Genomic DNA, 21,617 nt, shown 5'->3' with positions numbered 1-21,617 from the left:
ACGTCGTCGTCGGGGCCGACACTGACGATCTCCTCGCTGCAGATCTCGCCGACGGCGGTCCGCTCGGGGTCCTTGCCCTCGGCCAGGACGCGTACCACCAGGTCCCGGTCGGTGACCACCCCGCGCAACCGGCCGTCGTCGGTGACCAGGACGTCGCCGATGTCCGCATCACGCATCCGGCGGGCGGCGTCATGGACCGACGTCCGCTCACCGACGGTGACCGGGCCCACGGTCATGATCTCCCGGACCGTCCGGACCGTCCGGGTCGTCCGGGCCTTCCCGGACGCGGCTTCCTCCTCGGGTGGAGGCGGCGCGGGGAGCTCGGGAGCGGTGTTCTCCAGGGGGACGGCCGCCCCGCGCACCAGTCCCAGCTGGACGGCCGGGCGCGGCAGCAGGGCGTCCAGGAGCCAGTCGCTTGCCACGCGCAGGCGGTTGCCCGGCATGGCCAGCAGGTGGTAGCCCCGGGTGACGGCCTTCGCGGCGGGGCCGGACAGCGGCAGCCGGAAGGGGTTGGCGGCGGCCTGCATCCCGCCGAGGTCGACGGCGAAGCCCAGCTCCCGCGCCCGGTAGGGCTGCGGCTCGCCCGCACCGCAGGAGGCGGCGACGTTGTACGCGGCCAGCCGCCCCTGGCGCACCGCGTGCTGGGCGGTCATCGGGGTGGCCTGCCCGGGGCGGGAGGGGTCGGGCACGGCGGCGGCGTCACCGCACGCGAAGATCTCCGGGTGGCCGGGCACCGACAGCCGCTCGTCCACGACCAGGCGGCCCTTGTCGGTGGGCAGCCCGCTCTCCTCGACGAACGGGTCGGGGCGCACCCCGACGCACCAGATCAGCGAGCGGGTGGGAATGAACGAGCCGTCGGTCAGCCGGACCCCGCCCGCGGTGCTGAGCCGCACGGAGGTCTGGGTGCGCACGATGACCCCGCGCTGCTCCAGCACGTGCGCGGCGGTGGCGGACAGGCGCGGATCCAGTTCGGGCAGGACGCGGGGGGCCACGTCGGTCAGGAACCAGCGGGGCCGGCCCAGTCCCGGGCGGGAGTGCGCGAGGGCGTCGGTGAAGAGGTGGCCGTGGGCGGCGAGTTCCGTGCCGGTGTATCCGGCGCCCACGACGACGAAGGTGCAGCGGGCGTCGCGCTCGGCGCTGTCCTCGGCGACGTCCGCCAGCTCGATCTGCCGCGTGATGTGATCGCGCAGGTACAGGGCTTCCGGCAGGCCGCGGAAGCCGTGCGCGTGCTCCGTCACGCCGGGGATCGGCAGGAGCTTGTTCACGCTGCCGACGGCGACGATCAGGCGGTCGTACGCCGTGGCCGACCGCCCGCCCTCGGGGTCGGTCCACTCCACGGTCCGCCGGTCGAGGTCGAGGGACCGGGCCTCGCCCAGGAGCAGCCGTACGCCCGGCAGGGCGGTGGCCAGGGCGCCCGAGATCCGCCGGGGCTCCAGGACGCCGGTGGCCACTTCGGGCAGCAGGGGCGCGTAGAGGAAGTAGTCGGTGGGGTTGAGCAGGGTGACGGACGCCTTTCCCCGGGCCAGGCGTCCGAGGGTGCGGGCCGCGTGGAATCCCGCGAACCCGGCCCCGATGATCAATATCCGCGGTCCGGCCATGGCTCCCTCCCGCCACGTGGTGCGGCGGCCCCCCGGCTCTGATGCGCGTCGCGGCCCGGGAGCCGCCCACCGCTCACCGGCGCGCCTGCCCGGAGGGGCCTCGCGCAAACGGCTGGACGCGTCCGGGCCCGTGGCCAGGGGCGGGGTGCTCAGGGCGGGGTGCTCAGGGCGGGGTGCTCAGGGCCGGCGGTCGGCGGTTTCCTCGTGTTCCTCGTGGAAGGCCGCCGTCCGGGGGCCCATGGAGCGGTAGAGCATGGGTGAGGTGGTGATCGATTCGGCGGGCAGGCAGTTCTTGGTGTCGACGACGACGCGTGGGGCGGCCATGCGGGTGGCGAGGTTGTTCCAGTCGGCGTCGGTGGTCTCGGGCCAGTCGGTGAGCACGATGGCGGCTTCGGCTCCGGTGACGGCGTCTTGGAGGGTGGTGGCGACCTCGACGCCGGGGAAGTGGGCGGTGATCTGCTCGGGGCCGAGCGTGGGCTCGTACACGCGCAGGCGGGCGCCGAGCGTCTGGAGTTCGGGGATCAGGCTCATGCAGGGGGCGTCGCGCAGGTCGTCGGTCCACGGCTGGTAGCGCAGGCCCAGGACGGCGATGGTGGGCTCGCCGGTGTGGAGCCTGGCGGAGCCGAGGGCGTCCTCGATGAGGCGTACGGTGCGCAGCTGCTGGAGCTGGTTGGCGGCGATGACGGCCTCGATGACGGGCAGCGGCCGGCCGGTGAGGCGGGCCCAGTGGCGCAGGGCCAGGGTGTCCTTGGGCAGGCAGGAGCCCGCGTAGCCGCCTTCGGCGCGCAGGAAGGCCGGGCCGATGCGCGGGTCGAGACCGGTGCCGGTGAGCACGTCGTCGATGTCGGCCCCGGTGCCCTCGCACAGGGTGATCAGATCGCCGACGAAGCTCACCTTGGTGGCCAGGAAGGCGTTGCTCGCGTACTTGATCACCTCGGCGGAGGTCGGGTCCGTGACGACGAGCGGAGCGTCGATACCCCGGTACAGCTCGCGCACCGGCCCCTCCAGCCCCGCTTCGCAGACACCGGCGACCAGGCGGGCCGGGTGGCGCCAGTCGTCGATCGCCGCGCCCTGGTTGAGGAACTCCGGGCTGTACACGTACCGTCCCGCCAGAGCCGCGCCCAGGGAGCCCTCGCAGTCCAGCCAGGCCACGCTGGTGCCCGGCGGAACCGTGCTCTTGACCACGATCAGGCCGGGCAGCGGATCCAGCTCCAGCACACCGCGCAGGGCCGCGGTCACCTGGCGCAGATCCGGCCGCCCCGAGGCGGTCGGCGGCGAGCCCACCGCCACCACCACCGCGTCCAGCGGGCCGGCCAGGCGGGTGGTGAACGACAGGCTCTGCGCGTCGAGAGCCGCTGCGAGGGGAATCCCCAGACCGGGCTCCTCGAACGGCAGCCGCCCCCCGGCCAACAACGCCACCCGCTCCGCGGCACTGTCCACCCCGGTCACCACATGCCCCTGCTCGGCCAGACCGAGCGCGGCGGTCAGCCCCACATAGCCCAGGCCCACGACCCCGACACGCATAGCAGCTCCCTGTCCTCACCATCCGCGGATTGCCTGCCCCGGCCGGAGCCTCTACCGAACCCCCGCCGACGCGTGCACCATCCTGTGGCCGCACCGGGGCCCCCGCATCCGGGACGGTGCCTGCGGCCTTGCGGATTCACCCTTCCGCGACACGAGCGCGACACGAGTGGTGATGCCGCCGGTCCTGCCACCGCCGGAGCCTCCGGGGTCTCACACGGTGACGACCATCTTCGCGCGCGCGTGCTCGTGCGAGGCGCGCCGCGTACGGGGCGCCGCGCATGAGGTGCCAGTCGCGGGCGTTGACCGCAGCCGCGTGAACCCGTACCAGCACCTCGTGGGCGGCGGGCACCGGCCGGTCGGCCGATGAGCGGCACCACGCGCCACGGTAGGCATCCACAGTCGCGGACAGCGGCGGACCCAAGACTGAAGTCCAGTCGCTTGGGTCGCTTCGGTCGCTGAGGGCCAAGAAGGCAGCGACTGAACGAAGCAGCGACTGAACGTCTTCAGTCGCTGCTTCAGTCGCTGGGTGTTTCCGCAGGTCAGGCGGCTTATATAGGGCAGACAGCGACCGAAGCGACTCAACTTCCGGTATATGAAGACATTTGCGCGCGTGTGTGCGTGTCATAGATAGGAGGCTTCAGTCGCTTCAGTCGCTGTTTGGGTAGTCCTACCCCCTCTGATCTGCGATTCTGTCTCAGCGACCGAAGCAGCGACTGAAAGGTCTCAGTCGCTGTTTCTCAGTCGCTGGTCGCTGTTTCCGTCACCCGTTCACCACGCCGATGCGGTCCGTCCGGTTTGGGTGATCGTCCGCTAGGGTGTGACGGTTCCATAGTTGAGTTTGAGTCGCTTCGGTCGCTGTTGGAGTCGTAGATGCCCTCTGAGCTGCAGCTTTCATGCAGCGACCCACGGGCGGACTCAGTCGCTGACCGGCAGGTAGCCGCATGACGCCCTCCTCCGCGCCCGAAAGTCGCTCGGTCGCTCGGTGGTGCGCCGAACAGGGTTGGCCCGTCCATCCGCTGGCTCCGATGCTCAAGACGCCACCCAAGAACTGCGTCCTGTGCCGGACCCCCGGCCACCAGGCCGCAGGGTGTCCGTGCCTCCCCGTGGGCCGCTGGTGCCACGGGTTCCACGCCGCCACCACCGACCCCGAGCGCATCGACTCCTGGTGGGGCCCCAACCCGGGCTTCGGCATCGCCGTGGCCACCGGGGCGGCCGGGCTCGTGGTCATCGACGTGGACGCGCACGGCGGCGAGGTGCCGCCCCGGGACCGGATCCTGCCCGGGATCCACATTCCCGGCGACGTGGCCCTCGACGGGCTCTCCAACGGCTTCCACACCCTCGCCGTGCTGGCCGCCCTGCGCGGTGCGCCGGATCCCGCCCAGGACAGGAACACCTTGCGCGTACGGACCCCCTCGGGCGGGCTGCACCTGTGGTACCGGGCCGGGGCCGGCCGCCGCTGGCTGTGCTCCGCCGGTACGGGCAAGAGCCGCGCGCTGGCCTGGCAGGTCGACGTACGGGCCGAGGGCGGCTACATCGTGGCGCCCGGCACCGTCACGCAGGCGGGCATGTACGAGGCCGTGGGCCCCTGCAGGACCCCCGCGGAGCTGCCCGAGTGGCTGGCCGAGGAACTCCTGCGCACCGGGCACCTGCTGCGCGAGCAACCCGAGGCCCCGTCGCCCGTACAGGTGCCCCTGCGGGCCCGGCACGCCGTCATCGCGGCCGGGGGCGGGAGGGACAAGGCCGCCGCCGTGCTGAGCACCGTACTGGCCGAGGTCGCCGCCTGCGGCAGCCAGGCGCACTCCGCCGGGTTCTCCGAGAAGCTCAACCGCGCCGCGTACACGGTCGGCGGACTGGTCGCGGCCGGCCACCTGGCCGCCTCCGACGCGGAACGCGCCCTCCAGGACGTCGCCGACCACGTACGCCCCGGCCAGCAGGCCCGCGTACGCCAGATCATCGCCAGCGGGATGACCGCGGGGCAGAGCAAGCCCCTGTACGCCGGAGGCCGCCGATGACGCACCCCACCGGCCGCGGCGGGGACTTCGACCCGGTGGCCGTCGCCCAGCAGATCCTCGCGGGAAACCCCACTCCGCTGCCCGCGCAGGCCCAGTCGCAGCCCATGCTCTTCCAGGCGACCGCCGGCGGCCTGCTGCCCGACAGCCTCACCGACCGCGGCAACGCCAAGCTGTTCGTACGCCTCTACGGGCGCGACTACCGCCACGTCCCGGGCCTCGGCTGGTACAAGTGGGTCGGCCACCGCTGGGAGCTGGACGAGGACGACACCGTCGTCTGGGCGGCAGGGGAGATGGCCGAGCAGCTCGCCGTGCACGACCCGACCGGTGAGAACACCACCACCAGCCTGCGCCAGCACCGCCGCCGCGCCCTGTCCACCGCCGGCATGAAGGCGATGCTCCTCCAGGCCAAGTCCGCCCCCGGCATGGTCCTCAACGCCGCGCAGCTCGACGCCGATCCGTACGCCCTGTGCACTCCCAAGGGCGTCGTGGACCTCCGTACGGGCCTCATGAGCGCCCCCGACCCGAGCAAGCACTACCACTCCAGGGCCACCTCCGTCGCGCCCGATCCCCTCCCCGCCAAACGCTGGCAGAGCTTCCTGCGCGACACCTTCGGCGACGACGCCGAAGGCCAGGAGATGATCAGCTTTCTGCACCTGCTCCTCGGCTACTCCATCACCGGGGACGTGGGCGCGCAGATCATGCCGTTCCTGTACGGCATGGGAAAGAACGGCAAATCGGTCCTGCTGGACGTCATGGTCAAACTGCTCGGCGACTACGCCGACGCCGCCCCGCCCGGCTTCCTGATGGCCAAGCCCTTCGAGGGCCACCCCACCGACCTCGCCGAACTGCACGGCCGGCGCGTCATCGTCTGCTCCGAACTCAAGCCCGGGGACCGCTTCGACGAGGCCCGGGTCAAGCTCCTGACCGGCGGCGACCGCATCAAGGCCCGCCGCATGCGGCAGGACTTCTTCTCCTTCGACCCCACGCACAAGCTGTGGCTGCTGGGCAACCACCGCCCCGAGGTCGGCACCGGCGGCTTCGCCTTCTGGCGCCGCATGCGCCTGATCCCCTTCGAACGGGTCGTCTCCGACAGCCGAAAGGTCGACAACCTGGCCGACGCCCTCGTCCAGGAGGAAGGCCCCGGCATCCTGGCCTGGCTCATCGAAGGAGCCCGCCGCTACCTGGGCGGCGAGAAGGACCTCACGGGACCGGACCGGGTGTCCATCGCGACCACGGCGTACGCCGAGACCGAGGACCACATGGGCCGCTTCATCAACGAGGCCTGCGCGCTGGAGCCCGGGATGCGCGCGGAACAGAGCCGGATGTACCAGGCGTACCGGCAGTGGTGCGTGGACGAGGGGGCCAATCCGGTCACGTCACGTGCATTCGCGGCCCGCGTGCGGGAATCCCTTGGTATGAGCAGCCCGAAGCAGATGCTGACGTCCAATCAGCGCAAGTACTACCCAGGGATCGGTCTTCTCGCCGACCCAGGCGAGGAGGAAGACCGGTGAGCGCCCTCATCGAGCCCCATCAGATCGCTCACGAATCCGAGATCGTCTGGCTCGAGCCGATCGACGAACTCGACTACGTACGCCAGTCCCTGGACCGGCTCCAGAACCGCCGCGGGCGCCCCCCGTACCACCGCGACGGCCGGATGGTGGGCTACGCGACGCTCTCCGGCACCGCGAAGGCCTCCAGGGCGTCGGGGACCTTCCTGCGCCGCGTCTTCTGGCTGCTTCCCCACGACCGCGACGAGCAGCCGCACGGCAGTTACGCCTCCAGCTCGCCGTCGGAGGCGATCGACCCGCGCACGATCGCACCCGGAGTGACGGGCCACAAGACGCAGCGCTCGGCGGGTCCGCCGTCACCGGCGATGAGAGAGCTGGGAATAACGCTTCCGGAGAGCTGAGAGCCCCGGCCCGCGGTGCTCGGTCCACCGCCCGCGGTGCCGGCCGGCCCCGGCGTGCCCGGTGCCGGCCGGGGCCGTGACGGGGCGGCCGGAGCCACCGCGCGTGCGGGTCGACTGCGATCGCGTTCGCAATGCCGCCGCCACTGGTGAACTCACCGCCGCCCTCGGCGGGCAGGCCGTACCGCTCGCGCAGCCGGTGCATCACCGCCGCACGTTCCACGCCCAGGGCGGCGACAGTGCCCCCGGGCTGGACCGATGTACGCGCCGCGCAGCACGCGGCGGCGAGGACGACGGTCACAGCGGGACACGGCGAGGAGAGCGCGGTGGTGATGCCGAGATCGCCACGGGTCGATGCGATCGCGAACAATGGCTCAGTGGCCGGGCGGGCTGCTCGGTGGTGAACAGCCGGACCGCGCGGGTGGTGCCCGGCGCGTCTCAGGAGATGAGCGAGCGGCCGGTGGGCGTCAGCCGCAGGATCCGGGGGGCTGCTGTCTGTTCTCGCTCGATGCCCGGCAGGATCTCCTCCCGTGCGAGGGGATGGGCCTGTACATCGGCAAGGTGCTGTCGGTAAGCGGTCTCGTCCGGATACGAGGTGAAGACCGCGGCGACGTTCTCTCCGGTGCGGACGGGCAGTCTGGGGAACGTGTTGTGCGCTGTCTCGGTGGTGAGGGCGGCGAGCGGCGCGGGATCCGTCCTGTGGAGCAGGGGGAGGAGGCCGTCCCGGATCAGCGCGATGCCGTCGTGCCGCCCGGGAGGGAAGGACCACATGGTGACGGACACGAATCGCTCCGGTGCCGGAGCCCCGACCTGGGGCCGCTCGGGCGGGGGGAGAGCGAAGCCGTTCTCGTCCGACAGGGGGCGCAGCAGCAGGACGTCGTCTGAGTCGATCATGGTGGCATTGGCCTGGGGGCCGTGCTCGGCCCAGACGGGGCCGTCGTAGAAGGCCGTCAGCGCGCGGTGTCGTGCCGCCATGTCCCGGAACCCCCGCAGCCAGACGAAGCGGTCAGGGTCGTCGAGGTCGCGGAACTGGCCGAGCACGGACATCCCTGCCTCTTCCTGGGTTTCGATGAACTCCTGGTCGAACAGTTCGATGAGCTCGTCGCGTCGGCCGGGACGCAGTGTGTACTGGCGCAGTTCGATCACGGCGGGGCGGACGACGGGCTCAGTGGGGGGCACGCGGACTCCTGTTCAGTTCTGTTCTTCGGGCGCGGGTTTCCGGCTCGTTCAGTCGGAGCCGGGCGTGGACTGACGGTAGGACGGATGTGTGCCAGGGGTTGTCAGGGTTTCCGGGAGAGAATGTGCCCATGTCCGCTGGTCGACTGCTGTCGGTGTTGCTGTTGCTGCAATCCCGTGGCCGCATGTCCGCGAGAGGGATAGCCGACGAGCTGGGTGTGTCCGTGCGGACGGCATACCGTGACCTGGCGCGTCTGCAGGTCGCCGGCGTTCCGCTCTATGCGGAGCCGGGCCGCAAAGGCGGCTACCAGCTGCTCGACGGCTATCGCACCCGCCTGACCGGGATGAGCCAGGGTGAGGCGCGGGCGCTGTTCTTCGCCGGGCTGCCCGGCCCCGCTGCCGACTTGGGGCTTGCGGCGGAGGTGACGGCGGCACGGCTGAAGCTGCTGGCCGCGTTGCCGGCGGAACTGCGTGAGGAAGCGGCACGGACCGCGGCGGTGTTCTACCTGGACGCTCCGGCCTGGTACCGGGATCCCGAACAGAGCCCGTATCTGACCCTGTTCGTCGACTCGGTGCTCACACGGCGAGTGGTGGACGTGCGCTACCGCCGTTGGCGCGCGCCGCAAGAGGTGCATCGCCGTCTTCGCCCCTACGGCCTGGTACTCAAATCCGGTACCTGGTATCTCGTGGCCGCGGCGGAGAGCCGGATCGGGACCTACCGGGTCACCCAGGTCCTCGACGCGGCGCTGAGCGACGAACGGTTCGATCGCCCCCAGGACTTCGACCTGGGCGCGTACTGGACCTCGTACCTCGACGGCTTCCAGACACGCCGCTACACCGGCACAGCCACCATCCGCCTGTCCCCACGGGGACGCCGACGCCTGCCGGACAACCTTCCCCCGGAGGTGGTGCGGGCGGTCGAGTCCACCGCGACCGCCGTGGGCGACGACGGGTGGGTCGAGGCGGTCATCCCGACCGAGAGCACCCAGCACGCGTGCGGTGAGCTACTGCGGCTCGGCGGCGACGTCGAGGTCCTCGCGCCGGCGGAACTACGCCAAGCCATGGCCGACACGGTAGGTGTACTCGCCCGGGCATACGGGATCGCCTGACCCACCAGGAAGGCACCGCGCGCGAGTCTGGTCGTCACCCGTCAGGACACGGCAGCCCCCGGTCCCCATGCCGACGGAGAGGTCTGCCCGAAGAGGTGCCGGTCGGCCACGTACGACAGCACCGGACGCGGAGATGCGCGCGGCGCCGGGCCACCCGGGGCGAGGGGTCTAGGACGTCAGTCCCCGACAGGGCTGTCAGTGTTCCGAGGTAGCGCCCCGGTCGGCTGCTGCCTTGGCCACCCGCTCCAACTGGTCTCGATAGTTTTCCCACCACGCCGAGTCGCCGGGCGCCATGTTGTCGCTGCCGATCCGCAGTCCCGCGACACCGTCGATGAGCTCCCGGACGATGTCGGCATGGCCGACGTGCCGATCGGTCTCGGCGATCATGTGGACGAGGGCCCGGCGCAGCGTCAGTTCGTTCCGCTCGCCCCAAGCCACTCGGCCGACCGCGTCGAGGGGCAGCGTCTCGATCGTCTCGTCCGAGTGGGCCCATGCCCGCCGATACAGCCCGACTATCTGCTCCCGCGTTTCGTCGGCGGTCGCCCACATGTCGGCGTTCGTCTCGGTGTTGCCCGTGATCCAGAGGGGCGGCGCATCGGCGAACGGCCGCCCAAAGGTATCGCCGAAGTACATCGCCTCGGCGCCGGTCGCGTGCTTGACGAGCCCCAGGAGATTGGTGCCGGTCGGCGTCATGGGACGCCGCACGTCGTATTCCGACAGCCCCTCAAGTTTCCACAGCAAGGCCTCGCGAGCGTCCTGGAGGTAGAGGTGCAGATCCACCTTGGCATCTGATTCGATCATGGGACACAGTCTCCTTCAAAACCCGGTTTTGAACCGGGCCCTTGGGGGACCGGACGGTGGCTGGGCTGCTGACACCTGCTCCCCGGACGACTTCGCTCGCGCGGGCCGGCCGCCGGAGAACCCGGGTCACCGAGCACCTCGGACTGCGGTCGGAGTCCGCCGTAAGCCTCTTCCGTGGTGAAGAGCGGTCCAGCCGGATGAGAACCGGGTTGGCCGTTCGAGCGCCAGGGCCGTCACATCCGGCTTCCGCCGGACGGACGCCTAAGGTACTCCCGGCGCCGGCGCCTCGCTTGGAGAGTGCCGGCGTCCGGCGTCTACAGGGTTGGCCAGCCCGCGGAACGCACCCGGGGAGCGAAGCGCTGATCCGTCGGGCGACGGGGCGCGGAAGGTCGGATCGTGAAAGGCGGACGGGCAGCTGACGAATACCGGATCGCTGAAGACCAGTTCCAGGCCGTGGTGGTAGGCCAGATCGTGGCCTGCGGCGAGCCGGAGCTGTCCGCCGTCCCAGGTGACGACGTCCCAGTCCCACCAGGACCCTTCAGGGAGCTGGATCGCAGCATGCGCTCGTTCGACATCCACCCGCGGCCCCGCCCCTCATCCCGTTCGAACAGATCGACAGGCTACACAGCGGCTAGGAGCATGCGACTTGACGAGTGAGGAACCTTGAGGTGTCTCCATTCGGGAGGTGGCTTCAAAACCGGGTTTTGAAGACTCGCATCCGGCTGCCGCACTCGGGCCGCAACCACAGGACCGGAGACCGTCCGCCGCTGCCTGTGGCCGCACCTCCGCCCGCCCTTCAAAACCCGGTTTTGAAAAAATGGCGCTGCGAGATCCGACGCAGCGGACGAGCCGCGACCGATGAGTCGGCTCTGCCGCGCAGTTTTCAAAACCGGGTTTTGAAGAACGTGCGGGACGGGAGTCCGGTTGGGGGACCCGTGGTCAGCTTGCCGAAGCAGCCTGGCTTCTCGGACGCCGTCATCGAGCTGGCAACGTGAGCTGCCGCATGAAAGTCTTTGGGCCGATGGACTCTCACAACAAGGCCGCGGTCGGCGAACTGCTGCACCAGCGTGGCTGGCGCAAGGCGTTCACCGTCGCCGAGATGGTCAACAAGTGGGCCTGGCTCGTGGACGCTGTCGACCGCGGATACGGCGACTTCGCCCACGAGTACACCAACGACCTCTACTGCCGGAACTGGCTGCACGAGGCATGGCTCCTCCTGGACGACCACACCGTCCTGCTCTGGACCCAGAGGATCAAGGAGCTGGACGAACGGTTCGTGGCCGCCACCGTCCACGACGACGGCCTCGCACTCGATCAACTGCACGCGATCCCTCACGCCGACATGTGGTGGTGGCGTCGGCACCCCCGCATCCTCACTGGGCACCTGGGACGAGATCTTCAAGCCGCGGGAGCCATCGGAACCGATCCGGCCGACACCTGACGCAAGGCAGCCGTAAGTGGGACGGCCACGGCAGTCGCGGAGGGACCTTCCAGTTCTTCATGCGGGCGCCGGCGTGCTCGACGCGAGCCCGGACCCTTCGGTGCTCGGTGTTGTCCTCTTCCTGACCGCGCAGGAGCGGGCAGGCCGGCTCGTCTGCGGTGCGGGACGATCAAGCCGGTGCCAGGTAAGCGCCGTCCGCGTTCACCGTGGTGCCCGCCTTGGGGCTCGTGCGATCGGCAGTGGACGAGCGCAGTTCTTGCCCGCCCGCCCGCCCGCCCGCCGCGACCGACTCCGGCAGCGCATCTGTCGCCCCGGCGGGGCTTTTTCAAAACCCGGTTTTGAAGCCGGGCCGTGAAGTCGCCTCCACGCGATGGTTTTCCCGAACGGTTGGACTTGGTCCGGCGGCACTCAGCCGCCGCCCGCTCGCGTGGTGACATGAGCAGCGTCTGTCTCTGCATCAGCGTGTACAGCTCGGCAGCCGTACCTCCGGCGGAGGGGCCCAGTGCGGGCGGCCGGCGGCCAGGTTGCCTTAGGGCGTGTCGGATGGGTCGGGGGCTGGTGTTTGCAGGCTCTGGCGCGTCCTTGTATCCGGAGACGCTGGGTCAGCCGCCGCCAGGCCGAACTTCGCCGAGAAGGGCCTGAACCGCTGGTGCACACCGACGGTGTGCCCGCTGCAGGCGCCCCTCTGGCCGACGCCACGGAATGGGACCCTTCCTGGGCCTGGGCCGCAGGCCCAGATCGTGTCCACCAGGCGGCGCCACCGAGGGCGGTCGCGCCGCCAACGTCGCCGTGACAACTCAGCCGAGCCAGGCAACCGAGGAGCGCATGTACGGCGTCGTGGACACAACCCTGTGCCGCTGAACCGCGCCTCCTGTGCGACGTGAGCTGTACGCCTTGTCTCCACACAGGTGGGACGGACGTGTCCGCGTTCGTTGATGACGGGCGGTGATCCTTCCAACGCCCACCCTCGATCGGACAGACTGCCCCGCCCCCCATACCGCACCGAACGACTCGTCGTTGGGCCCGTCATTCGACCCGCCGGACGAGCCCTCAGTCCGGCGGGGGGAGGCCGTGGTCGGCTCTGCCCGGGAGTTTTCAAAACCGGGTTTTGAAGAACGCGGGATGAGAGCGAGGCTCGGACCGAGTCGGTCACCGTCTGGACCAGCCCCCGCAGGGCCGGTTTTCAAAACCGGGTTTTGAAGAACCGCCCCTCCGGGGCCTCGTTCGGCGCTCGCCGGTCACGCCGAGAGGTCACCCCGAGGGGCAGAGACACGCCTCCGCACACCCCTCCTCCGGTCACGCGACGGTGACAGTTGCGTCCCGCGGGGCGGCACATCGAGGGCCAATGCGCCGGATTCGGTACAGGAATTGAGGGTGAGCCGCGGTGTGAGATTCCGACAAATGCCCTTGGCGTGCAATGCTGGGCCGGTCCGCTAGTACCGGCCCCCTCGTGGTCGGGAAGCACACGGAACCCAATGGAGCACAACCCATGGCACGCATCACAGCCGTCATCAACCGCAAGGGCGGGGTCGGCAAATCGACTCTCACCGTCAACATCGCCGCCGTCGCGGCGGAGGTCCTCGGCGAAGCGCCCGAGGGTGAGCCCGACTACGTGGTCGCCGTCTCGAGCGACCCGCAGGGCTCGGCGACCTGGTGGTCGGAGCGGGTAGGCAACGATCTCCCCTTCTCCTTCATCCAGACCAAGTCCCGCAAGGACCTCGCCTACTTCCCCGACCTGAAGAGGACCCGCAAGGTCAAGCACGCCTTCATCGACACCCCCGGCTGGATGGATCTGCCGGAGGACGAGGTGCAGGTCGCGGGCGATCCGTTCGGTGACAGCGCGGCGGCCGACGCCATGCGTGCCGTTCTCTCCAACGCCGACGACTTGATCATCCCGGTCGAGCCGGAGCCGCTCGGCTTCATCCCGACCCAGACGACCATCGAAGAAGTCGTGAAGCCGCTCGGAATCCCGTACTGGGTCGTCATCAACAACTGGGACCCGCGCGACGGCATCGCGGACCTCGAGGACACCCGCGCCTTCATCGAGGGCAGCGGCTGGAACCTCGCCAACACCGTCATCCGCCACTACAAGGTGCACGCGCGCGCCGCGGTTGAAGGAACGGTCGTCACCCGCTACAAGAAGAACCGTGTGGCCATGGAGGCCCGCGAGGACTTCTACAAGCTGGCACTGGAGATCGGAGCGGGGGCCAAGCGTCGATGAGCAAGCGCACCAACTTCGCGAGCCTGATCGGAGACAAGCCGTCCGCCGCCACGGAGGCCGGCGGCGCGCCCGAGGTGAAGGTTCCGCCGACGACCGCACTCATGCACACGGTGATCGGTAACCCGGGGAACCCGCGCAGCCAGGGGGAGTACAGCACCAACGACCCCGAGTTCGAGGAGCTGATGGTCACCCTGCGGGAGGTGGGCCAGCTCCAGCCGGTCGCCGTCGTCTCGCGTGACGTCTTCCTGCGGCTCAAGCCGGAGCACACGGAGGCGGTCGGCTCGGCCGACTGGGTCGTGGTCAACGGCAACCGCCGTTTCGCCGCGGCCCGCCAGCTCGGCTGGACGCGCCTGGACATCAAGGTCCAGGACCACCTCGGTGACGGCAAGGGACTCCTGGACGAAGCCGTCATCATCGAGAACATCCACCGCAAGGCGATCGAGCCGTGCAAGGAGGCCGCCTTCCTGCAGGCGCTGGTGGAGAAGTACGGCTCGCAGGACAAGGTGGCATCGCGCATCGGCAAGTCGCAGATGTACATCTCCCACCGCCTGAGCCTGCTGCGGCTGGCACCCGAGTTGCAGCGACGGGTCGATGCGGGGCTGTTCAAGCTGAAGGCGGCCCGGGAACTGGCCGCCCGTACGGCCGACCACGAGGAGCAGCACGCGGAGTACGCGGCGCTCCAGCGCCAGGCGCAGCAGCCGAAGCCCAAGCCGAATCGCGAGGCGGAACCCGAGGCCACGGCGGCCACGGCTGCTCCGGCTCCGATGGCTTCGGTCGCTTCGGTCGCTCCGGTCGCTCCGGTGAAGAGCGAAGTTCCGGCCGCGACCGAGGCCGCCTCCGTCGCGGCACCGGCCGCTCCGGTGCCGGTCCCGCCGTCGGCTGCACCGGTGGTCAAGCCGAGGAGCGGGACGGCCTCCCCGGGGCCTTCTCCGGATCCGCATGTGTCCGCACCGACTCCGGAGGCACAGCCGGTTCCCGTCGGCGGGGAAGTGGCGGATGGGGACACCCGGACCGCCATCTCCGCGCTGCCGCTGCTGAGCGCACTCCTGGAGGAGGCCGACCGTCCCGAGGACCTCGTCCTGGGTCTGCGGGAGCTGACCGACGACGCGTACCGCCAGCGGGTGGCCGAGCTGCTGCTGGAACAGTTGTAATCGGCACGGAGTTCAAAACCCGGTTTTGAACCGGACTGGCCTCGCTCCCTCGACAGGAGTGGGGCCAGTCTCCTTTTTCGGCTCTTACGGGAAGGAAGAAACGGCTGTACGGCTCTCTGGCGGCCTGTCAGATCCCCTGAGATCCGATCACACCAGGGGTGCGGAGAAAGGCCGTTCAGGGCCCCTTTCTGCGAGTCGCTTTTTTCCGATACATACAAAATGCCGGACCTATGGCACTCGTTCGGAAAGAGCCTTGATATCCGATTCCTGCTCTCGGACGCCGTCCTGTGTCGAACGGTTCCCGAATCTCGGTCGCTTCGGTCGCTTCGGTCGCTGGCGCAAGCGCCGAGGCGCCCATGTGTCCGGGGACCGGGGGGCGCAGCGGTCACTGTCGGGCGGGCAGCCGGTGCAGGCGCACCTGGGACAGCTCTCCGTCCGAGGCGACGGCTGTCATGTAGGTGTGGTGTGGTTGGCGCCTGCGGTCGGTCGGGGAGCCCGGGTTCAGCAGCCGCAGCCCGCCGGGAGCGATGGAGTCCCAGGGGATGTGGCTGTGGCCGAATACCAGCACGTCCAGATCGGGAAACCGTTCCGCGCACCTGCGCTCCCGGCCCTGAGCCGGCCCGGTCTCGTGCACGACCCCCACCCGCACGCCTCCCAGCGACGCGCGGGCGACCTCGGGCAGGCGGGCCCGGAGCTCGGGGCCGTCATTGTTCCCATGAACCGCGAGGAGACGTCGGGCCCGTGTCTCCACCAGGTCGAGGGTCGCTACGTCGGTCCAGTCGCCGGCATGGAGCACGACATCGGCGCGTTCGATCTCGGCCAGGACTTCGGGCGGAAGTTCCCGCGCTCGCTTGGGGACGTGGGTGTCTGAGATCAGCAGCAAGTGCATGGGCCCGATGTCGAACATGTCTCGCATGTGGGTCGCTTGGGTCGCTTGAGTCGCTCGGGTCCGGTCAGTGCCTTCGACGGTGGCCGGCAGCCCTGCCCGCATATCGGCACGTGGCACCTGGTGGTCACTCCCAGACGTCGGGGCCGCCGCCGCTCCACACGATCGACGGGTGCGGGCGGTCCATGGACTCGGCCGCGCTCCCCAGTCCGGCCTTGCGTGCGAACTCCATGACATCGCCGAGGTCGTGGGCGATACCCAGGGGCTCGTCGACGCCGTGGGCGTGCGCGGTGACCGGTCGGCCGCCCTTGGCGGTGACGGGGTGGACGGTGATGTGTGCGCGGTCGGGCATGTATCCAGCCTGAGGGGAAGGGCGGGCAGGCGCACCCGGGTTCGCCCGAGTGCGCCTGCCCGGCCGACCCGCCGCGTCGCCCGGCCCTGGGCATGGCCCGGACCGCGAGCGAGGACGGTACGGGGCCGTATGGCACCATCACCACTGCATCATCATCCGGCAGGAGGCGACCCGGGCCCCAGGCCCCGGCAGGGACGTCACACGAACAGACGAATGAGGAATGAGACCTTGAAGGTACTGATTGCGGGCGGCGCCGGCTTCATCGGCAGCACCATCGGCTCGGCATGCATCGACAGCGGCATCACCCCCGTCATCCTGGACAACCTCGCCACCGGCCGCCGCGAGTTCACCGAAGGCCGGACCTTCTACGAGGGTGACATCTGCGACGGCGCGCTGGTCGACCGCATCTTCGCCGACCACCCCGACATCGTCACGGCCATCGACTGCGCCGCCCTCATCGTCGTTCCCGACTCCGTCGCCAACCCGCTCGGCTACTACCGCGAGAACGTCTCCAAGGGCATCCAGTTCCTGGAGCACCTCGTCCGCAACCGCTGCCGCAACCTCCTCTTCAGCAGCTCGGCCTCGATCTACCAGGCCGACCCCGGCGACTTCTCCGTCGACGAGAACTCCCCGATCGAGACCCTGAGCCCCTACGCCCGTACCAAGGCGCTCTTCGAGACGATCCTGCGCGACGTCGCCGCCTCCAAGGCCCTCCACGTCGTCTCCCTGCGCTACTTCAACCCCATCGGCGCCGACCCCGAACTGCGCAGCGGCCTCCAGATCCGCACCCCCACGCACGCTCTCGGAAAAATGATCGACGTTCACCACGCGGGGGAGTCCTTCGCCGTCACCGGCACCGACTACCCCACGCGCGACGGCTCGGGCATCCGCGACTACATCCACGTCTGGGACCTGGCCGCCGCCCACGTCAAGGCCCTCGAGGAGTTCGACGCCGTCACCCGCACCGAGCCGTACCGCGTCATCAACCTCGGCACCGGCCAGGGCACCACCGTCCGTGAACTCGTGGCCGCCTTCGAGTCCGTCACCGGCACACCGCTGACCACCGTCGAGACCGACCGCCGCCCCGGCGACTCCGCCGGAGCCTACGCGCGCGTCGGCCTCGCCCGGGAACTCCTCGGCTGGAAGGCCGAGCACTCCATCGAGGACGGCATCCGCGATTCCCTCCGCTGGTACGACAAGCGCGACACGGTGATCGGCTCCGGCGACTGACCGCGACGCTCGATCCCATGCCGCAGCGCCGCGGGCCGATCCCTCGCCGTGTAGGTACCAAACAGGTACCATCGGCGTATGCCTTCTCTGAACATCTCTTTCACCGATGAGGAGCTGGAGGAGGTCCGCGCCGCTGCGGCCGCCGAAGGCAAGTCCCTCAAGCAGTTCGTCCACGACCTGCCCCTGCGCGAACGCCAGCGCCGGCTGTTCGTCCACTACGCCGTGACCTGGGGCGAAGACCACCGCGACGAGTTCGACGAGGCCTTCCCCGACGAGGTCCCGCCGAGCTCCCGGGAGCGGGGAGCCGACGCGGCCTGATGCCGCTCCCCGTCGACATCGCCCGCCTCTGACCGCAGGTCACCACCTCACGACCTCACCACCTCACGACCTCACCACCTCACGACCTCACCACCTCACGACCTCACCACCTCACCACCTCACGACCGCATGACCCCACGACCTCCTCACGACGTCAGCTCCGTCAGGTCGGCCAGGACCTCAGACACGGTCACCGGGTCGAGGTCCCCGAACCTCATCGGGTACGTACGCGACTGCCAGTGGTCGCCGGGCTGCTTGTCCAGCCAGACCGTATCCAGCCTCTGATCGGGGAACTCGCTGGTCATGCCGACCGCGATGCCCTCATCGAGCGCGATCACCAGATGGCACTCGGGGCCCAGCCGCCGGGAGAACCACCGCTCCACGCCCGCGTCCTGCGGGACCCCGCGCTCCCAACCGCGCTTCTGCATCCCGAGCAGCTTGCCGACCGGCACGGTGATGCCCTCGAAGCGGGTCAGCCGCGCCCCGGCCGCCTCCTCCTCGGTGACGGCCAGCACCGGCCGGTCCAGCTGGGGGAAGGGCTGCGCGATTCCGTACTCCGCGAAGGCCCCGGACCAGAGCGCCGCCGCCTCGGAGCCCAGGTGCAGCGGGTGAGCCAGCCTGACCGTGACGTCGTCGGGTACCACCACCGTCTCACCCTTCACGTCGGCGTACGCATGGCCCGTCACCCGGAACGCCCCCGTACCGCCACCCGAGCTCTCGGCCAGCCAGACCAGCCTCCGCACCAGATGCCCCAGCAGAGGGTGCTCGACGAACAGCTGCCGGAAGTCGGCGGCGGTCCAGGACCGCCCGTTCACCATCGCCGCCTCCAGACGGCGCACCTGGTCCGCGGCGATCGCCCGGACCTCCTTCTTCAGCGCCATGAAACGCTTGCGCTCGGCCGCGGCCGCCTCGGCGTCGTCCTGGGCACCCGGCTTGGGCAGGTCCTTCAGGCGGCGGCCGCTCGCGTCCCGGACGTACGGCGCCAGCCGCTCGTCGAAACCGACCGTGAAGCGGCGCGTGCCGTAGTCGACGACCGTTCCGCCGTCCGCGTCGAGACCGAGGTCCGGCACCAGGCGGTCGGCCAGCTCGTCGGCGCCCAGGCCCAGCTCGGCGGCGACCTCGGTGATCTTTTCCTGGGCCCGGAGCTTGAGCGCCTTGAACTTCACCCGCTGCGCGATCCCGTGCAGGTGCAGCAGGGCCGTGTCGGTGCCGATGGCCGCCAGTACGTCGAGCCCCTCGACGGCCCGCTGATGCGCGCCCTCGCCCGGCCAGGCGCGGATCACCGGCGTGAGCCCGCGTACGGTCCCGTCGTCGCCGAACCAGCCGAGCGCGTGCAGCGCCCATGACTCCTTGGGCGGCATTCCGGCGAGCTGCCACGCCCCGAACAGGGCCCAGACGAACTCCGCCAGGGACTCCTTCGTGCACAACTCCCGCACCTGGGCCAGCCCCGGATACACCCCGCCAGGCTTGGAGAGCGCCAGCATGGTGACGACATGCCCGACCGACGCGACCGGCAGAGCGCCCCCGGCCACCAGCTCGACCTGCGGCAGCGCCCGCAGAACGGACCCGTCGGACCCACCAGCCCCACCAACCCCACCAGCCCCGCCTGCCCACTCGGCCGGCTTCGGCATCCTGGCGGGGAGCGCGCTCTCCAGCGGATCGGAGGCGAGCAGGACCTCGATGGCCTCCGCCGCCTGCGCTCCGTACCCCGCGGCAGCCTGCCGGACGGCGTCGGCGCCGTGCGTCGCCGCGATCAGGGTCAGCGCCCGCTCGGCCGCCGTCCGCGCCGCGCCGGGCGCGGCGAGTGCGTCCGGGACGAGCAGCCCGGCCGCCTCGGCGCCGTGCCGGGCGAACCAGGCCCGCGCGGTCTGCCCCGCCGTCTTGAGCCGCTCCAGCCAGTCCGCCATCGCACGGGCCACGCCCACGTCGACGAACGGCAGCAGGATCGGCGCCATGACGGTCGGATTGAGGGCCGCCATGCGCATCGCGACGGGCAGCGCCGCCAGTTCGTGGGCCGCGACGATGGGTTTGAAGATGCTCAGCCCCTCGTACGCGTGCCCCGGTCCCTCCCAGTCGGCGAGCAGCGGACGGACCAGCTCGGCGGGACCGTGGGTGAACAACCCCACCGCGTCGTACGGGTTGACCCGTATCCCCTTGCGCAGCGCGTCGAGGTAGTGCTCCAACGGGCGGTACGGCTTCCAGCCGGTGGCCCAGGACTCGCCGGCGGCCCAGGCCTGCCGCTCGTCCGCCCGCCAGGCCATCCGCGCGCCGGCCGGCGCGGCCGGCCCGCCGATCACCCGCGGCTTGACGACCGTACGTTTACGGGTCCACGGCGGGCTGGTCAGCAAAGCCGGCAGCCTGTCCGCGGAGACCTCGGGGATCCGCCCCTCCCCGTGGGCGAGCGGCGCGACGATCGCGGCGAGCGGCTGCGCCAGGTCCGGGAGCACGGCGAGCGCGAGGGCGTGGTGGGCGGCGACGTGCGAGGCGAGCAACTGCCGGGCCGGCGAGGCCCCGTTGTCCGAGCCGCACGAGGCCGCCGCCAGCAGCCGCAGTGCCCGTACGGGGAAACGGCGGGCGGCGGCCATCAGGGCGGGCCGCACGTGCCTGCTGTCGAGGCGCGCCAGCAGGAAGCCGAAGGCGTCGTCGCCGGGCAGTTCGGCGAGCGCGGCCGCCATGGCCTTGGTGTAGTCCGTGTCGACGTCCTGCCGGTTCAGCTCGCCCGCGAGCAACGGGGCCATCGCGGCCCCGACCCCCTCGGCGACGGTCGCGACGACCGTGGCGTCCCAGGAGCGCCAGCCGATGTCGGCCCGGCCGCCGTACGCACGGGCCTGGCCGGGAGTGCCGATCGAGCACAGGAGCAGCTCCCGCACCGAGGTGTCGGCGTGCAGCCGCGCCGCCGGATTCGCCAGGCACTCGTCCACCCACTGCTCTTGCGTCGGTACGAGGAAGGACACGCTGACGGACCGGCGGACGCTGTGCCGGCGGCGGGCGAGGGCCGCGACCGCTGCCCGGTACGTCTCCTCGTCGGCCATGGCGAGCAGCGACCGGATCCGGCCGAGGGCGATCCGGCCGGCAGGCCGGCTCCACTCGTGCTGGTCCTCGGGCCGGGACTCGATCCCGGTCAGCAGGTTCTTGTTGCCGCGGCCCTCCCACGTGTTCTGGATCTCCAGCAGCTCGACCGCGGCGACGGCGGCGAACGGCAGGCCGTGCTCGACCGCCCACGCGTCCGCGACCGCCGCCAGCGTGCTACGCCGGGACGGCAGCAGCGTGGCCAGGGGGGTGGCCAGGACCGCGGCGCCGAGCGGGTCCGCCCGGCCGCCCTGGTGCGCCCGGGCGGCCTCGACCAGTCGGGGCTCGCTCGTCGCCGAGGACAGCATCGTCTCGACCGATCCCGAGCAGTCCGCGAGCCATTGACGCAGTGTCACCGGCGCGTTCTCGTCAAGGGGAGAGCCCGTCGAGGGGACGCCGCCCCGCCGTGGGTGCAGATTCCGCTTCCAGGTCGCGGGGAGCGTGAAGGTCTCCTCGTCGGGCAGCGCGGGGGACGCCTCCCCGCCGGCCGCGACGTCCTCCACGGTCGGTCGGGGCGCGGCGGGGGCATCGGCCGAGCCCGGCGCGCCCGTCTTCCCGTACTCCTTGCGTTCCTTCTCCGCTATCGCTCTGACCAGGTACGACTGTGCGTCGGCGGGGGAGTCGAACTCCTTGACCCGGGTGCTGCCGGCGGACCCGGAACGCCCGAAGCGCAGGGTGACGGACAGGCCCTCCGCCTCGGCCTCCCAGAACATGGCCGAGCCCTCGCCAACGTACTCCCAGCGCTGCACGGTGCCTCCCCTTGCCCCACGTGATCAGTTGACCAAACAGTAAACGGCCCCTCTGACAACGGTCCCTCACCAGC

The 21,617-nt window shown here is 70.7% G+C and carries 16 protein-coding genes and 1 pseudogene; 9 read left to right on the top strand and 8 right to left on the bottom strand.

Annotated features, from left to right (window positions below; translation table 11 throughout):
* Nucleotides 1-1,598 (bottom strand): FAD-dependent oxidoreductase (locus tag ACWDYJ_RS13485; RefSeq protein ID WP_451565656.1); only part of this gene is annotated, 1,598 nt, incomplete at its 3' end.
* A gap of 177 nt (nt 1,599-1,775) precedes the next feature.
* Nucleotides 1,776-3,122 carry a UDP-glucose dehydrogenase family protein gene (locus ACWDYJ_RS13480; protein WP_451565655.1) on the bottom strand — a complete coding sequence of 449 codons (1,347 nt, stop codon included), beginning with the start codon at nt 3,120-3,122 and terminating at the stop codon, nt 1,776-1,778.
* Between the two features lie 941 nt (nt 3,123-4,063).
* Here ACWDYJ_RS13480 and ACWDYJ_RS13475 point away from each other — a divergent pair.
* Genes ACWDYJ_RS13475 through ACWDYJ_RS13465 form a run of 3 tightly spaced genes read left to right on the top strand, consistent with a single transcriptional unit; the run spans nt 4,064 to nt 7,043 of the window.
* Nucleotides 4,064-5,134 carry a bifunctional DNA primase/polymerase gene (locus ACWDYJ_RS13475; RefSeq protein ID WP_451565654.1) on the top strand — a complete coding sequence of 357 codons (1,071 nt, stop codon included), beginning with the start codon at nt 4,064-4,066 and terminating at the stop codon, nt 5,132-5,134.
* A complete protein-coding gene (locus ACWDYJ_RS13470) occupies nt 5,131-6,645 on the top strand; it encodes a DNA primase family protein (protein ID WP_451565653.1) in 1,515 nt (504 codons plus the stop codon). Before ACWDYJ_RS13475 ends, ACWDYJ_RS13470 begins: the two co-directional genes overlap by 4 nt.
* Complete coding sequence (locus tag ACWDYJ_RS13465) at nt 6,642-7,043, top strand: DUF6009 family protein (RefSeq protein WP_451565652.1); 402 nt, start codon at nt 6,642-6,644, stop codon at nt 7,041-7,043. The genes ACWDYJ_RS13470 and ACWDYJ_RS13465 overlap by 4 nt, the downstream gene beginning before the upstream one ends.
* 435 nt (nt 7,044-7,478) lie before the next feature.
* Here the strand turns inward: ACWDYJ_RS13465 and ACWDYJ_RS13460 are convergent, their stop codons facing one another.
* On the bottom strand, nt 7,479-8,219 hold the full coding sequence (locus ACWDYJ_RS13460) for an NIPSNAP family protein (RefSeq protein WP_451565651.1): 741 nt from the start codon (nt 8,217-8,219) through the stop codon (nt 7,479-7,481).
* A gap of 128 nt (nt 8,220-8,347) precedes the next feature.
* On the opposite strand from ACWDYJ_RS13460, the gene ACWDYJ_RS13455 reads away from it, so the two are divergent.
* Nucleotides 8,348-9,325: a helix-turn-helix transcriptional regulator gene (locus tag ACWDYJ_RS13455; RefSeq protein WP_451565650.1), complete on the top strand. Its 978-nt coding sequence runs from the start codon at nt 8,348-8,350 to the stop codon at nt 9,323-9,325.
* Nucleotides 9,326-9,520: 195 nt separating this feature from the next.
* Here ACWDYJ_RS13455 and ACWDYJ_RS13450 read toward each other — a convergent pair whose 3' ends face one another.
* Nucleotides 9,521-10,126: a DinB family protein gene (locus tag ACWDYJ_RS13450; protein ID WP_451565649.1), complete on the bottom strand. Its 606-nt coding sequence runs from the start codon at nt 10,124-10,126 to the stop codon at nt 9,521-9,523.
* A 1,021-nt stretch (nt 10,127-11,147) separates the two neighbouring features.
* On the opposite strand from ACWDYJ_RS13450, the gene ACWDYJ_RS13445 reads away from it, so the two are divergent.
* A complete protein-coding gene (locus ACWDYJ_RS13445; protein WP_451565648.1) occupies nt 11,148-11,567 on the top strand; it encodes a hypothetical protein in 420 nt (139 codons plus the stop codon).
* Nucleotides 11,568-11,594: 27 nt separating this feature from the next.
* Here the strand turns inward: ACWDYJ_RS13445 and ACWDYJ_RS13440 are convergent.
* Nucleotides 11,595-11,752 (bottom strand): annotated as a pseudogene (locus ACWDYJ_RS13440) (IS5/IS1182 family transposase); the annotation flags it as partial.
* A gap of 1,304 nt (nt 11,753-13,056) precedes the next feature.
* Here ACWDYJ_RS13440 and ACWDYJ_RS13435 point away from each other — a divergent pair.
* Complete coding sequence (locus ACWDYJ_RS13435; RefSeq protein ID WP_451565647.1) at nt 13,057-13,788, top strand: nucleotide-binding protein; 732 nt, start codon at nt 13,057-13,059, stop codon at nt 13,786-13,788.
* The gene (locus ACWDYJ_RS13430; protein WP_451565646.1) at nt 13,785-14,939 is read left to right on the top strand and encodes a ParB/RepB/Spo0J family partition protein; all 1,155 of its coding nucleotides are present in this window, start codon (nt 13,785-13,787) and stop codon (nt 14,937-14,939) included. Before ACWDYJ_RS13435 ends, ACWDYJ_RS13430 begins: the two co-directional genes overlap by 4 nt.
* A gap of 385 nt (nt 14,940-15,324) precedes the next feature.
* Here the strand turns inward: ACWDYJ_RS13430 and ACWDYJ_RS13425 are convergent, their stop codons facing one another.
* Both ACWDYJ_RS13425 and ACWDYJ_RS13420 read right to left on the bottom strand, forming a co-directional pair.
* A complete protein-coding gene (locus ACWDYJ_RS13425; RefSeq protein ID WP_451565662.1) occupies nt 15,325-15,828 on the bottom strand; it encodes a metallophosphoesterase family protein in 504 nt (167 codons plus the stop codon).
* A gap of 124 nt (nt 15,829-15,952) precedes the next feature.
* Nucleotides 15,953-16,177 carry a hypothetical protein gene (locus ACWDYJ_RS13420; protein WP_451565645.1) on the bottom strand — a complete coding sequence of 75 codons (225 nt, stop codon included), beginning with the start codon at nt 16,175-16,177 and terminating at the stop codon, nt 15,953-15,955.
* Nucleotides 16,178-16,405: 228 nt separating this feature from the next.
* Here ACWDYJ_RS13420 and galE point away from each other — a divergent pair, with 228 nt between their 5' ends.
* A complete protein-coding gene (gene galE, locus ACWDYJ_RS13415) occupies nt 16,406-17,407 on the top strand; it encodes a UDP-glucose 4-epimerase GalE (protein WP_451565644.1) in 1,002 nt (333 codons plus the stop codon).
* Between the two features lie 78 nt (nt 17,408-17,485).
* The gene (locus tag ACWDYJ_RS13410) at nt 17,486-17,725 is read left to right on the top strand and encodes a hypothetical protein (protein WP_451565643.1); all 240 of its coding nucleotides are present in this window, start codon (nt 17,486-17,488) and stop codon (nt 17,723-17,725) included.
* Between the two features lie 146 nt (nt 17,726-17,871).
* Here ACWDYJ_RS13410 and ACWDYJ_RS13405 read toward each other — a convergent pair whose 3' ends face one another.
* The gene (locus tag ACWDYJ_RS13405) at nt 17,872-21,543 is read right to left on the bottom strand and encodes a DUF4132 domain-containing protein (protein WP_451565642.1); all 3,672 of its coding nucleotides are present in this window, start codon (nt 21,541-21,543) and stop codon (nt 17,872-17,874) included.
* Between the last annotated feature and the right edge of the window lie 74 nt (nt 21,544-21,617).

Source organism: Streptomyces sp. NPDC003042 (genome assembly GCF_053591315.1).
This window is presented reverse-complemented; position numbering and strand designations above follow the sequence as displayed.